Origin of the sequence: Pseudoalteromonas rubra, assembly GCF_000967655.1 — a bacterium.
Classification (GTDB): domain Bacteria; phylum Pseudomonadota; class Gammaproteobacteria; order Enterobacterales; family Alteromonadaceae; genus Pseudoalteromonas; species Pseudoalteromonas rubra_A.
The window spans coordinates 203,162-216,480 of sequence record NZ_JXYA01000016.1; the positions used below are offsets into that span (position 1 = coordinate 203,162).

Genomic DNA, 13,319 nt, shown 5'->3' on the forward strand with positions numbered 1-13,319 from the left:
TTTTAAAGTCATAAGGTATACGCAGTGCCGGGTTACCCCGGCACACTCCGGCCAAGTTTAAAATGAGGTGTAAGTAAAGCCCAGCTCAAACGAGCGGCCGTATTGCTCATACTGGAAGTTATATTTTTGCTCACCGTGATAAATATAAAGCGGCTCGTCGGTCAGGTTAATGGCATTGAAATACAGCTGCATTTGCTCGGTAAAGTAGTATTTCACGCTCAAATCTAACTGCATGTGGTCGTCCTGATAAACACGTGCCTCATTTTCTGTACTCAGGTAGGCCTTACTTTTGTAGTTACCGCTGATGCGCGCACTGAGTGTGTTGTCTTCATAGCCAAACATCAGGTTTGCCACGGTATCGGATTGACGGGTCAACTTGTCATCAGCATCTATCAAAGTGGTGTTTGCCGAAAACATCAGGCCATTTTTGAAGTTTTTACTGTAAGCCAGTTCAATCCCCGTCAGGTCTGCTTCACCACCGTTGACGTATTGCATGACTTTTTTATAACCCGCCCACTGAGGCTCCCCTTGTACTTCCTGCTCAGTGATAAAGTTGTCGATTTGCTTGTGGAACAAACCTGCAGACATAACGCCAATGTTCCCGGTGTAGTATTCAATCGACAGGTCTAGATTTTGCGACTCATAAGGGTCCAGATCAGGGTTACCAACTTCGCCTTCACGTTCAGTCACAACCTGACCATCGTCTTCACCCGTTTCACTTTCCAGTAGCTGATAAGCAGCCGCCTCTTCAAAGCCGGGACGAGCAAGTGTTTGGGTATAAGCAAAGCGGGAGATCAGGTCGTCTGCCAGCTCGTAACGCAAGGTCAGGTTTGGCAGTAAATGGTCATAGGATTTATCCACCTCCCAAGGTGTAATGTTAACTTGCTCACTGTCTGTCAAGTTGTCTTTTTCGAGCGCTACTCTATACCCTCTGGTGGTGTAGTCTGTATCCTCGTATCGCACTCCCGTGATGAGATTGAGTTTGCCAAAATCAATGTTAACCATTGCATACAGAGCACTGACCGTTTCATCAGAGCGGTAACTGCGCCCCTTTGATTCTATGCTAGTTTCCTGTTCGTTACGCTCAAAGCTGCCCTTATTTTGTGCAAAATAGGCTTGCAGCCCGTGCTGCGACAAACCCGGACCAAAATCACCCGGATCGTATTCTGGTGCAGGCGTTTTAAACTGCTCTGCCGTAACATCATCAAACCCGCCGTCATACACCACAGCATTAACTAAATTAAACTTCTCGCGGTCGCGGTACTTAGCACCAAACTTCAGTTCCGCGTTATGCCCCGCGATCAACAGATCTTTGCTCAGATCCAGCTTAAAGCTGGTTGCCTCGTCTTCGCTGAGATTGTTTTCGTAAACAATTTCATCCAGTTCAAAACCACTTAACTGATGCGCGGCCTCACTACGAGACAGTACCGGGGTGTCGCCCAGGCTAGCATATCCCAGCATCAAGTCTTCCCCGGCAAAGGCAATATCCAGGCGCTCCGGCTCTCGCTCATCTGATTTTGAGTACACCAAACTGTATTCAATAAACCAGTCGCTGATCAGATGCTCACCGCCAGCCACCACAGACAGAATACTTTGCTCTTCGTAGCGGTCTTTGGTATCCCGGTCCATTTCTGCGCCGCTAAAATAGGCCATGGTATCGCCCGATTGCTCGCTCAGATACTCGCCTTTATCAAACTTGTACTCATTACGCAGGCGAAACTCATCGTCTGAGAACTCACTGTACATAGTTCTGAGGTAATATTTGTTGAACAACCCCTGATGCAGATCTAAGTTTAATGCAGCACCCAGTCGCTCTCGGGTAATGCTATAGTGACGCTGCTCAATTTCCTCAGCACCAAAAAATGCCACTTCCTCTCCTGTATTGGCATCGTCCATTTCAAGTGCCATCCAGCCACCATCGGTTTCCATATTATGCGAGCCAAACTTGCGCTCGAACCAGGAAACCGCGGTTGCAACACCCAGCTGTGTCTGGCTGCTGATCTCATAAATATCACTGTAACTTGCCGACAGTTTCGGGCTGCTCTTCTCGACCTGCTCATTGTAGGCTCCCTGCACCGTAAAGCTGTAGCTCTCCCCTTCGCGGTCAAAGGCACTTAAGCTTTTCACTTCGATGCTGCCGCCAATGGCATTGGCATCCATATCCGGCGTGACCGTTTTGCTGACTTCCAGGCTCTGGATAATTTCACTCGGCAGTACATCCATCGCCACACTGCGTACACCGCCTTCTGGAGACGGCACGGCAGCACCGTTAATAGTCACATTGTTAAGGTTCGGATCTATGCCCCGAATGCCTACAAAGCGGCCTTCACCCTGGTCACGTTCGATAAACAAACCCGGTAAACGTTGCAGCGCTTCAGCAGCATTTTGATCCGGTAACTGACCAATGCTGTCTGCGCTGACCACAGATTTAATGCCATCGGCATTTTTTTGTCTGTTCAGGGCACCAGCCTGCCCGGCACGCTGCCCTTTGACTATGATGTTGTCCATTTCCCCCTGATAAGCACTGAGCTGAACTCGTGTTTGAGTCACCTGGTTGTCTTTAATCACGACTTGCTGGGTAACAGATTGCGCACCAATGTAACGCACTTCCAGCGTATAGGTGCCAGCCGGTAGATTGATGAATCTGAATTCACCATTTCGCTCAGAGCTGACTTCGCGGCCCAACTCCTTGATGATGACTTTGGCGCCTTCAAAACGGGCTTTGTTTTGCTGATCGGTCAGTTCACCTTGCAACGTATTGGCAAACGCAGGCGCACTTAACACGCCAAGTGCCATAGCAACGCCAACACAGGCTTTGGATATCACGGAAGGTAGAGTATTTTTCATATTTTTCTCGCACAGAAAGAGTCGTTTATAAAATCCGCGAAGACCTTAACCGTGCTCAATGACCAAATTATTGCAGCCAGTGTCGGTACAGGGCTTAACCCCCTTGAAACCAAGCCGTTTTCGCGCTGGGTGAGCCAAAATGCCCCCTTCTATGGCACTAACCTCTGGGATTTGAAGAGAAAAAAGCGCTACATACGCTCAGAAGTGTAATTATATGAGCTGTTTTGACCCCGCCTAAGAAAAGCAGCTGATTAAGGTAGTGCTTTTTGGTTATGAACTAACAGACAGAAATGGGGAGCAAGCTAAAAATCATAAAATTGGCGTCATAATGACACGCTGGTTAAACGAAAAAAGCCGCGGCACTGGCGTGCTCACGGCTTTAACAACCAGAATTTGTTGTTACAGGGCTTGTTCGAGCTGAGGTAATACGTCGAACAAATCAGCCACCAGACCGTAGTCAGCCACCTGGAAAATAGGCGCTTCCGGATCTTTGTTGATGGCAACGATGACTTTAGAATCTTTCATACCTGCCAGATGCTGAATCGCACCGCTAATACCAACAGCAATGTATAGGTCTGGCGCTACGATTTTACCCGTCTGACCGACCTGCATATCATTTGGTACAAAGCCTGCGTCAACCGCAGCACGTGACGCACCAATGGCCGCCCCTAGTTTGTCTGCTATGCCTTCCAGCAGTGAGAAGTTCTCCCCGTTTTGCATGCCGCGACCACCAGAAATAACCACAGGTGCCGCCGTTAGTTCAGGGCGCTCAGACTCAGTTTGCTCAACACCGACAAAGCTGCTGCTGGTGTTTTCAACCGACGCAGTAAGTGTTTCGACAGCAACAGGGGCTTGCTCACCAGCCGCATCAAACGCACTGGCACGCACGGTGATAACTTTTTGTGCTTCTAATGATTTAACCGTAGCAATGGCGTTACCAGCATAAATAGGACGCATAAAGGTGTCTGCATCTACCACATCTACAATTTCAGAGATTTGTGATTTATCCAACAATGCCGCAACGCGAGGCATGATATTTTTACCTGTAGTCGATGCCGCAGCCAGAATATGGCTATAGCCTTGTGCAAGTGTGATAACCAAGTCCGCTGTGCTTTCGGCCAACTGATGATCAAGCGCACTGTCGTCAACCAGCTTAACCGCCGTTACACCGGCGATTTGTGCAGCAGCCTCTGCCACCGAGCCAACGTTATGACCCGCGACCAGAACATGGATCTCTGCGCCAAGCTTGCTCGCCGCATGAACCACTTTTGCCGTTTCTGGCTTTAATACACCATTTTCGTGTTCAGCAATGACTAGTACGCTCATGAGATCACCTTAGCTTCAGTTTTTAGTTTATTAACCAGTTCTTCTACACTTTCAACAACGATACCCGCTTCACGTTTGGCAGGCTCTGCCACACGAACCAGCTCCACACGCGGCGCCAGATCAACGCCCAGCGTATCTGCTGCAATCACATCAAGTGGTTTACGTTTGGCTTTCATAATGTTGGGCAAAGATGCATAGCGCGGCTCATTCAGGCGCAGATCTGTGGTTACAACCGCAGGCAGGTTAAGTGCGACCGTTTGCAGACCACCGTCTACTTCACGGGTGACAACCGCTTTACCGTCTGCAATTTCAACTTTAGACGCAAACGTGCCCTGAGGGCGTTTAGTCAGTGCAGCTAACATCTGACCAGTTTGATTGTTGTCAGAATCGATAGATTGTTTGCCCAGAATAACCAACTCAGGGCTTTCTTGCTCTACCAGCTTTGCCAGTAGTTTAGCAACATGAAGCGACTCCAGTTTGGCGTCAGTTTCAATGTGAATGGCTTTGTCAGCGCCCAGCGCCAGTGCGGTGCGTAGCTGCTCCTGACAGGCCTTGTCGCCTATCGACACAGCAATGACTTCGCTGGCTGTACCGGCTTCTTTAAGGCGGATTGCTTCTTCTACCGCTATCTCACAGAACGGGTTCATTGCCATTTTTACATTGGTCAGATCAACATCGCTGTTGTCGGCCTTGACTCTTGCCTTGACATTGTAGTCAATCACGCGTTTGATTGGCACAAGTACTTTCATGGTTACTCCATCATCTGGTTATTCTATAGGGCTGACGTAAACGTCAACAAAACAATTTAATGAATCCAGACTACTTCCTGTTGACGTAAACGTCAACCTAAAATAACCTTAGCTTAACCTTAACAAAACTAAAGCCTCGTTTTAGTTAAACTACCGTCAATCTATGTGAGGTAAAAATGGTCGAACGCGAAACCATGGAATTTGATGTTGTGATCGTTGGCGCGGGCCCTGCGGGCTTATCGTGCGCGATCCGACTTGCACAACAGGCACAGGAAAAACAACAAGAACTGATGATCTGTGTCGTTGAAAAAGGCTCAGAGGTCGGAGCACATATATTGTCTGGTGCTGTCTTTGAAACTAAAGCGCTGGATGAATTGATCCCGGATTGGGCTGAAAAAAATGCGCCTGTCACCACAAAAGTGACCGAGGACGAAATCTACCTGTTTAAAGATCAGGACAAGGCAACCAGTATTCCCCACTTTGCCGTGCCGAAAACCTTTAAAAACGACGGCAACTACATTGTCTCTATGGGCAATGTCTGCCGCTGGCTGGCTGAGCAAGCTGAACAACTGGGTGTGGAAGTATTCCCCGGATTCAGCGCGCACTCGCTGATAGTCGAAGATGATGAAGTGAAAGGCATCATCACCGGTGATATGGGTGTTGGCAAAGATGGCGAGCCAAAAGACAGTTACATGCCTGGTATGGAACTGAGAGCCAAGTACACCGTATTTGCAGAGGGTTGTCGTGGCCATCTGGGTAAACAGCTGATCAGCCAGTTTGCACTGGATAAAGATGCAACCCCTCAGCACTACGGTATTGGCTTTAAAGAGATCTGGCAAATTGACCCGGCAAAACATCAGGAAGGTAAAGTTGTCCATGGTACGGGCTGGCCGCTCGATAACGAAACCCACGGTGGTTCGTTTATGTACCATGCTGAGAATAATCAGGTCGTAGTCGGATTAATCATAGATCTTAACTACAAAAACCCCTACCTGAGCCCGTTTGACGAGTTTCAGCGTATGAAACATCAGCAAGTCTTTAAAGACACGCTGGAAGGTGGTGAGCGCATTGCTTACGGTGCTCGTGCGATTGCCAAGGGTGGCCTTCATGCCTTACCTAAAATGCACTTCCCTGGCGGACTGCTGGTGGGCTGCGACGCAGGTACCCTGAATTTTGCCAAAATCAAAGGTAACCACACCGCGATGAAATCGGGCATCATTGCCGCAGATACCATTGTGGCGGCCCTGAGTGAGGAAGCACATCGCGCAGACTTAAGCGAATTTGCCGATAACTTCAAAAGCAGCTGGCTATATGACGAGCTTTATCAGTCACGTAACTTTGGCCCGGCCATGCATAAGTTTGGCCGCATCTTAGGCGGTGCTTACAACATGGTTGACCAAAACCTGTTTTCAGGTTCATTGCCTTTTACACTCAAAGATACCACGCTGGACCACGCCTCGCTTCGACTGGCAAAGGATTCGCAGGAAATTAGTTATCCCAAGCCAGACGGAAAACTGAGCTTTGATAAGCTGTCGTCGGTGTTTTTATCCAATACCAACCATGAAGAAGAGCAGCCTTGTCATTTGCAGCTGAAAGACGCCTCTATTCCTATTCAGGTAAATCTTGAACAGTATGCAGAGCCTGCACAGCGTTACTGCCCGGCAGGTGTGTATGAGGTCAACGAAGATGAAAACGGTGATAAACAGTTTGTGATCAATGGACAAAACTGTGTTCACTGTAAGACCTGTGACATCAAAGATCCGAGTCAGAATATCACCTGGGTGACGCCAGAAGGCGCAGGTGGTCCTAACTATCCCAACATGTAATTTATGCTGGCAGGTGTCCCAGACCTGCCACAAACGCTTTTTATCCTAAATTGCCGGGGCAAAATGCCCCTTTTTTTCTATACTTAAGCAAACGTTTTTTGGAATAAGAGGTGCCCTATGGCGCAGCAATCTGAAGTGGTGTTTCGCTTTTTAGCCGAGCCAACCGATGTGAACTTTGGTGGTAAAGTGCACGGTGGCGTAGTAATGAAATGGATAGATCAGGCGGGCTATGCCTGTGCTGCGGGCTGGAGTGGCGCCTATTGTGTTACGGTTTCCGTCGCGGGCGTGCGTTTTCACCGCCCTATTTTGGTTGGCCAGATTGTTGAAGTCTCTGCACGCATTGCCCATACCGGCAAAACCAGTATGCAGATTTTTATTCAGGTACGTTGTGGCGACCCACAAAAGCAACACATGGTCGAAACCAATCATTGCATCATCAGCTTTATTGCCATGGACCAGGCCGGCTACCCTATTCCGGTTGCCAAATATGAAGCGAAAACCCAGGAGCAAAAAGCGCTGGAGCAATATGCCATTAAGATGAAAGAAATCGCGATTCAGACTGAGTCGTTATTACAAAACACGCTGGATCAGGGCGACTGAACCAGCGTGATCATGAGCAAAAACAGTATGACAATTAAAATTGGTAAAGCGCACCAATAAAGGCAACATCCATGGTGTCATCACCGACCAGTGGGCTTTTGCTGATCTCATCATCCAGCTCCGTTCTGCTGACACTACCGATTAAAGTGATTTCTGGTGTCAGCTGATAATAAGCATTTAGACCAAAGGTTACGTTTAATGCATTGTCATCGGTCTGATAAGCCGTCCGACCAACTGAAGCATTGATATTTTTACCGCTGATCCCATAGACGGTATTTACGTAATCTGCATCCAGCCAGCGTACCTGCGCCTGTGCAGATATACCAAATCCATTAGCACTTTCATATAAAGGGACTTCTGCGCTGAACGTAAAATTGGTTGCGTCTGATTCATCAGACAAGTCGGTATGTCCCGACAGCCCAAACCACAAAAATTTGGCCCCATAGTTTAAAACCAGCTCTCCATCCGGGGCATCGTAGCCTTCAAACACTTTACTGCTGGAGCTGTTATCGCCAAACAGGCTGTCGTAGCCCTCATTGCGATAGCCAAGACCCGCGTAGGCACTAAAAACATCCTTGATATTCAGAAACTGATAACCAATTGTCGCGTCTTCATTAGAAAACCAGTTGCCTTTTTTAATGTCGGCCATAGGTATCAACGCAAATTCGTTGTCAACGCCTTGCCAGGGCAGATCAGCCACCAATACGCCAGCCCCTACTTTGACCTCCCAGTCATCTTGCCCGGGTTCAGAGGCGTAGCTATTCACGCTTGCCAGACCCAAAAATAAGCCACCTACAGTGGCCGCTAACGTGTGTTTAGTAATCCCGATCATAATGAGCTCCTTTGTCTCTAAAAGTGTTGTTGCGCTGAGATTGAAAATACGGGAAGGCCGTGAGTGGCCATGTTGAGCAACACTCAGACTGTCCCTAAATCTGTAGCTCAATAATGCGCCGAATAAATGCAAAACTCAGTGGGAGCCTTGTGAGCAAGTGTAACTTTGCGCACCTTTTCACAACAATTACTCACATATACAGCGGTACTCTGTGGTTAAGTCACCCAAATTGGAACGGTTTAAAATTATCCAATAGAACTCTTACCTACTGGTATGAGCTGTGCTATGATTGCCGCCGGCTTAAAATGTGGTCAAATGTAGAGCAAGTAGTAGTGAGAAATGTCCGGTTTTTGGTGGTCGATGACTGTACCACTGTGCGCAATGTTGTGCGCAACATCATTAAAACGCGTCTGGGGTCAGAGCAGGTGCTGATGGCCACCAATGGCAAGCAGGCGCTGCAGATCCTCGAATCACAACCGGTCGACATTATTATTTCTGACTGGCAGATGCCCCAGCTCAATGGCGAGGAGCTGCTCTATCGGGTGCGCAACAGCGCCAGATTCAAAGACATCCCTTTCATTATGATGACCTCAAATGGCGAGCGGGACTTTGTGATTACAGCCATTCAAAACGGCGTCAGTCATTTTGTAGTCAAACCGTTTCGGGCAGACAAACTGGAAGCCGCAGTTAATAAATCCTGGAATGGGGCAAGTAAGCGTGACTCTGTGCGTCACTCAGCTCTCCCCTCACACGCAATGCGGATCATTGCATCCGATGCATTGCTTGAGGGCAAAGTACACAATATCAGTCACACCGGTATGCAGGTTTATACCGATTATGTCGATGCCCTGAAACTCTATAAAATCACAGAGTTTAATCTCAGCTTTAACAATTTTGACGGGCCTCACGCACTCAGTATTTCGCCTTTGTATGGCACCATAGTGCGTATTGAAGCCAATGATGGCCCGGAGCAGGACTGCTTATTAGGGGTTAGATTTGAGCTGGATAAATGCGCGGCGCCGGTAGTTAAGAATCTGGATAAACTGATGCAAAAGCTCAACAACGCTGTGCCGGATATCGTCGATAATCACTAGATTGCCTGTCTGGCAAGCTCAAACAGGGTTTTATTTGTGTGCCTAACCAGTTCATGACGCGGTATATCGCACTGCGACATGACCTTGCTGACGACCAGCTCAATTTCACACTGTAAGGCCGTATTAAGCTGTGTGGCGCGAATAGTGCCATCCCCAACACCGGCAAACAACGGCTGTAAGAACACGCGCCGTTTACGTAATTGCTCAACCACTAGTGGCATGACCGGCGATTGCTCGGAAAAGACCTTGCGACAAATATGACTGACCAGACGACTATAGGTCGGCTCCATCATATTGGAAACCATCTCGCCTTGCTGCGCAGCCTTGGGTGAACTTTCGATACTAAACATTTTACAAACCAATACATCATGTAATAACCCGATCCTAGCTACAAACCTGAGTCTGGGGAATTACACGTGATTACAGCACGTTGCAGTTGCATTTGTTCCGCAGGCATTACGCCGTTACAATACGCGCAAAATTACTTGCCGGAACAACGCGTGCATTTCGACATACAGCCTATAGGGGTGATCCACTCACCCTACAAACAAAAATTTGCCATACCAAGACAACCCCGACTGGTGCCAGAGGCCAGAGCCAAACTGGTATTTTGTGATGCGTTTAATCGCGAAGAGTTTGTGCGTGGCATCGAGGAATTCAGCCACCTTTGGCTGTTATTTCGCTTCCATGAGACCGCCGACAAAGGCTATTCCGCATTAGTGCGCCCACCCCGTTTAGGCGGTAACGAGCGCAAGGGCGTGTTTGCAACCCGTGCAACCTTTAGACCCAATGGTATCGGCATGAGCGCGGTAAAGCTCGAAGGAGTCGAATACAAAAACGGTCAACTGGCCCTATTGTTATCCGGGATTGACCTGCTCGATGGCACCCCGATTGTGGATATCAAGCCCTATTTGCCCTATTCCGATGCGCTCAGCGATGCTGCTGCCGGTTTTGCCGATACCCGCCCCCAGACGGCGATGACAGTGGCATTTAGTGAGCAGGCTGAGGCTTTTATTAATGCCCAGCACACCTATCCGGAGCTAAAAGCCTTTATCACCAATGTGCTTAAACAAGACCCGCGCCCGGCTTATAAGAAAAAACAGGCCAGTACACAAAGTTATGGTATGAACTTGTACGATTTTAACATTCGCTGGCAAGTCGATGGCGAACACAATTATGTGCTGGAAGTCGCTCATATCCGGGCGGATTGAGTAAAAATACTCCAGCCATTAAAACAGTCGCTTGTTCGCGGTAAATAAAGCTTTTTAAGCGGTTTTAGCACTGTTAAACTAACCCGACAAAAATACTACAACAACGTATGGTTGCCCGGGCAAACGGCCTGAACAATCATCAATTGAACGGAACAAGTATGCGTACCAGTCAATATATTTTAGCGACTCAAAAAGAGACGCCTGCAGATGCAGAAGTGATCAGCCATCAGCTGATGTTACGCGCGGGTATGATCCGCAAATTGGCCTCAGGTTTATACACCTGGCTACCTTCGGGCCTGAAAGTGCTGCGTAAAGTAGAAAAAATTGTCCGCGAAGAAATGGACAAAGCCGGCGCCATTGAAATGCTGATGCCTATTATCCAGCCCGCCGATCTGTGGCAGGAATCGGGTCGTTGGGAGCAATTTGGTCCTGAGCTGCTGCGCATTAATGACAGACACAATCGTCCGTTTGCACTGGGTCCGACTCACGAAGAAGTGATCACCGATCTGGTACGCCGTGAAGTCAGCAGTTACAAGCAATTGCCTCTGACTTTGTATCAGGTTCAGACTAAAGTGCGTGATGAAGTGCGTCCGCGTTTTGGTGTAATGCGTGCCCGTGAATTCACCATGAAAGATGCTTATTCTTTCCACCTGGATGAAGCCTGTCTGGAAAAAACCTACCAGGCTATGCATCAGGCTTACTGTAATATCTTTGAGCGCCTGGGACTGGATTACCGCCCGGTTATCGCAGATACCGGCTCAATTGGTGGTAGCGTGTCGCACGAGTTCCACGTTTTGGCCGAATCGGGTGAAGATGCCATCGCGTTCAGCACTGAAAGTGACTACGCAGCTAACATCGAAAAAGCAGAAGCCGTTGCGCCTTCTGAGCCTCGCCCGGAGCCAGCTAAGGCACTTAACACCTTTGACACACCAGAGGCCAACACCATTGCTGAGCTAAAAGAAAAACACGGTGTTAAACCACATCGTGGCGTTAAAACGCTGATAGTCTATGGTGCACCTGACGAAAACGAGCAGCGTGGTCTGGTTGCCATTATCTTACGTGGCGACCATGAACTAAACGAGCTAAAAGCCGAGAAACTACCTTTGGTTGATGCTCCGCTGGAAATGGCCAAAGAAGAAGACATAGTCGCGGCGATTGGTGCAAAGCCTGGCTCTTTGGGTCCGGTTGGCCTGAACATGCCAATCATTGTTGATCGCAGCGCTGCGGTCATGGCAGACTTCGTTGCGGGTGCCAATAAAAATGGTGTTCACTACAGTGGCATTAACTGGGACCGCGATGTAACAGAGTACACAGTTGCAGATCTGCGTAACGTGGTTGAAGGCGATCCAAGCCCGTGTGGCCAGGGCACGCTTCAGATCAAACGTGGTATTGAAGTCGGTCACATCTTCCAGCTGGGCACTAAGTACTCAGAATCGATGAATGCCGGCGTACTTGGCGAAAGCGGTAAAAACCAGGTCATGACCATGGGTTGTTACGGCATTGGCGTATCTCGTATTGTTGCCGCTGCAATTGAGCAGAACAATGATGACTACGGCATTAAGTGGCCACAAGCCATTGCCCCATTTGAGCTGGCTATTGTACCAATGAACATGCACAAGTCTCACCGTATCCCGGACATTGCACAGAAGTTCTACACGGATCTGCAAGCGGCAGGGGTAGAAGTGCTGTTTGACGATCGCAAAGAGCGCCCGGGTGTCATGTTTAACGACATGGAGCTGCTTGGTGTACCCTTTACCTTAGTCATTGGCGAGCGTAACCTGGATAACAATCAGGTTGAGCTGAAAAACCGCCATACCGGTGAAAAGCTAATGCTGGACATTGATTCAGCGGTTGCAGAAATCGCCAAAGCGCTGGGCAAGTAACGCCCCACAGGAGCGCCCCCGTGCGCTCCTTACTCTTTTGCAGTGTCATAATAGCTTCTCTTAACTGCCCTGCTATTGTCATCCGTCGTCTCTAACTTAGGGTTTATTACGCTCGAGAGCATGGCTATGACACACACCTACTATCCGACGATTTGGATCTCTGATGTCCACCTCGGCTATAAAGACTGTAAAGCCGAATTTCTGTTAGATTTTCTCAATAGCACCCGCTGCGATACTTTATACCTGGTCGGTGACATTGTTGATCTCTGGTCTTTAAAACGTCAGTTTTTCTGGCACCCAAGTCACTACCAGGTGCTGGAGTGCATTCAGCGCAAAGCCGAAAACGGTACTCGGGTAATATATATTCCCGGCAACCATGACGAAACGTTTCGTAACTATGTCGGCAAAACCCTGTTTCATGTTGAAGTCCATAAAACCTATATCCACACCACCTCGGCAGGTAAGCGGTTTTTGCTGTTGCACGGTGACGATTTTGACTCCGCCACCCGCTACAACAAACTTATCAGCATCATAGGTGATGCGGCGTATGATTTTTTACTCTTCCTCAACCGCTGGACCAATCGGGTACGCAGGTTATACGGCGGCCACTACTGGTCTTTGGCATCCTGGCTCAAAAACCGCGTACACAAAGCCCGCGAGGCCATTCATGCCTTTGAGCAAGCCGCGGTTCACGAGGCGAAAAAACGCGGTGTTGATGGCATTATCTGTGGCCACATACATCAGCCCAGGATCTCAGTGATGGACGGTATTGTGTACTGTAATGATGGCGACTGGATAGAAAACTGCACTGCCCTGGTAGAAAACGAACAGGGCCGCATTGAACTGCTGCACTGGTCAGATATCAAAAAAGTCCTGACGGTGGTTGAGCCAGAGGCTGTTTCTTCTGAAGACGTGAAAGCTGCCTGAATTGCCAGCATGGTTAGTGTGAGA

At 48.6% G+C, this 13,319-nt stretch carries 11 protein-coding genes; 6 read left to right on the forward strand and 5 right to left on the reverse strand.

The window, feature by feature from the left end; all coding sequences use genetic code 11:
• Window positions 1-57: 57 nt before the first annotated feature.
• From TW77_RS08180 to TW77_RS08190, 3 genes are all read right to left on the reverse strand, one after another.
• The gene (locus TW77_RS08180) at window positions 58-2,847 is read right to left on the reverse strand and encodes a TonB-dependent receptor (RefSeq protein WP_046004470.1); all 2,790 of its coding nucleotides are present in this window, start codon (window positions 2,845-2,847) and stop codon (window positions 58-60) included.
• A gap of 399 nt (window positions 2,848-3,246) precedes the next feature.
• Window positions 3,247-4,173, reverse strand: a complete 927-nt coding sequence (locus tag TW77_RS08185; protein WP_046004471.1) for an electron transfer flavoprotein subunit alpha/FixB family protein — start codon at window positions 4,171-4,173, stop codon at window positions 3,247-3,249.
• A complete protein-coding gene (locus tag TW77_RS08190) occupies window positions 4,170-4,922 on the reverse strand; it encodes an electron transfer flavoprotein subunit beta/FixA family protein (RefSeq protein ID WP_046004472.1) in 753 nt (250 codons plus the stop codon). Before TW77_RS08190 ends, TW77_RS08185 begins: the two co-directional genes overlap by 4 nt.
• A gap of 176 nt (window positions 4,923-5,098) precedes the next feature.
• Between TW77_RS08190 and TW77_RS08195 the strand changes: the two genes are divergently transcribed.
• Together TW77_RS08195 and TW77_RS08200 are read left to right on the forward strand one after the other, a co-directional pair.
• The gene (locus tag TW77_RS08195) at window positions 5,099-6,748 is read left to right on the forward strand and encodes an electron transfer flavoprotein-ubiquinone oxidoreductase (RefSeq protein ID WP_046004473.1); all 1,650 of its coding nucleotides are present in this window, start codon (window positions 5,099-5,101) and stop codon (window positions 6,746-6,748) included.
• Between the two features lie 117 nt (window positions 6,749-6,865).
• Window positions 6,866-7,348, forward strand: a complete 483-nt coding sequence (locus TW77_RS08200) for an acyl-CoA thioesterase (RefSeq protein ID WP_046004474.1) — start codon at window positions 6,866-6,868, stop codon at window positions 7,346-7,348.
• Window positions 7,349-7,382: 34 nt separating this feature from the next.
• On the opposite strand, the gene TW77_RS08205 is transcribed toward TW77_RS08200, so the two are convergent.
• Window positions 7,383-8,180, reverse strand: coding sequence for a MipA/OmpV family protein (locus TW77_RS08205; RefSeq protein ID WP_046004475.1), 798 nt, complete (start codon window positions 8,178-8,180; stop codon window positions 7,383-7,385).
• A gap of 305 nt (window positions 8,181-8,485) precedes the next feature.
• On the opposite strand from TW77_RS08205, the gene TW77_RS08210 reads away from it, so the two are divergent.
• Entirely contained in the window at window positions 8,486-9,274 is a 789-nt protein-coding gene (locus TW77_RS08210; protein ID WP_046004476.1) for a response regulator, read from the forward strand.
• On the opposite strand, the gene TW77_RS08215 is transcribed toward TW77_RS08210, so the two are convergent.
• Window positions 9,271-9,624, reverse strand: coding sequence for a hypothetical protein (locus tag TW77_RS08215; RefSeq protein ID WP_046004477.1), 354 nt, complete (start codon window positions 9,622-9,624; stop codon window positions 9,271-9,273). The two genes, TW77_RS08210 and TW77_RS08215, sit on opposite strands and share 4 nt — an antisense overlap.
• 150 nt (window positions 9,625-9,774) lie before the next feature.
• On the opposite strand from TW77_RS08215, the gene tsaA reads away from it, so the two are divergent.
• From tsaA to TW77_RS08230, 3 genes are all read left to right on the forward strand, one after another.
• On the forward strand, window positions 9,775-10,485 hold the full coding sequence (gene tsaA, locus TW77_RS08220) for a tRNA (N6-threonylcarbamoyladenosine(37)-N6)-methyltransferase TrmO (protein WP_046004478.1): 711 nt from the start codon (window positions 9,775-9,777) through the stop codon (window positions 10,483-10,485).
• 158 nt (window positions 10,486-10,643) lie between these two features.
• Window positions 10,644-12,368, forward strand: a complete 1,725-nt coding sequence (locus TW77_RS08225) for a proline--tRNA ligase (protein WP_046004479.1) — start codon at window positions 10,644-10,646, stop codon at window positions 12,366-12,368.
• A 126-nt stretch (window positions 12,369-12,494) separates the two neighbouring features.
• Window positions 12,495-13,295 (forward strand): UDP-2,3-diacylglucosamine diphosphatase, encoded by an 801-nt coding sequence (locus TW77_RS08230; protein WP_046004480.1) that lies wholly within the window; start codon window positions 12,495-12,497, stop codon window positions 13,293-13,295.
• Window positions 13,296-13,319 lie beyond the last annotated feature (24 nt).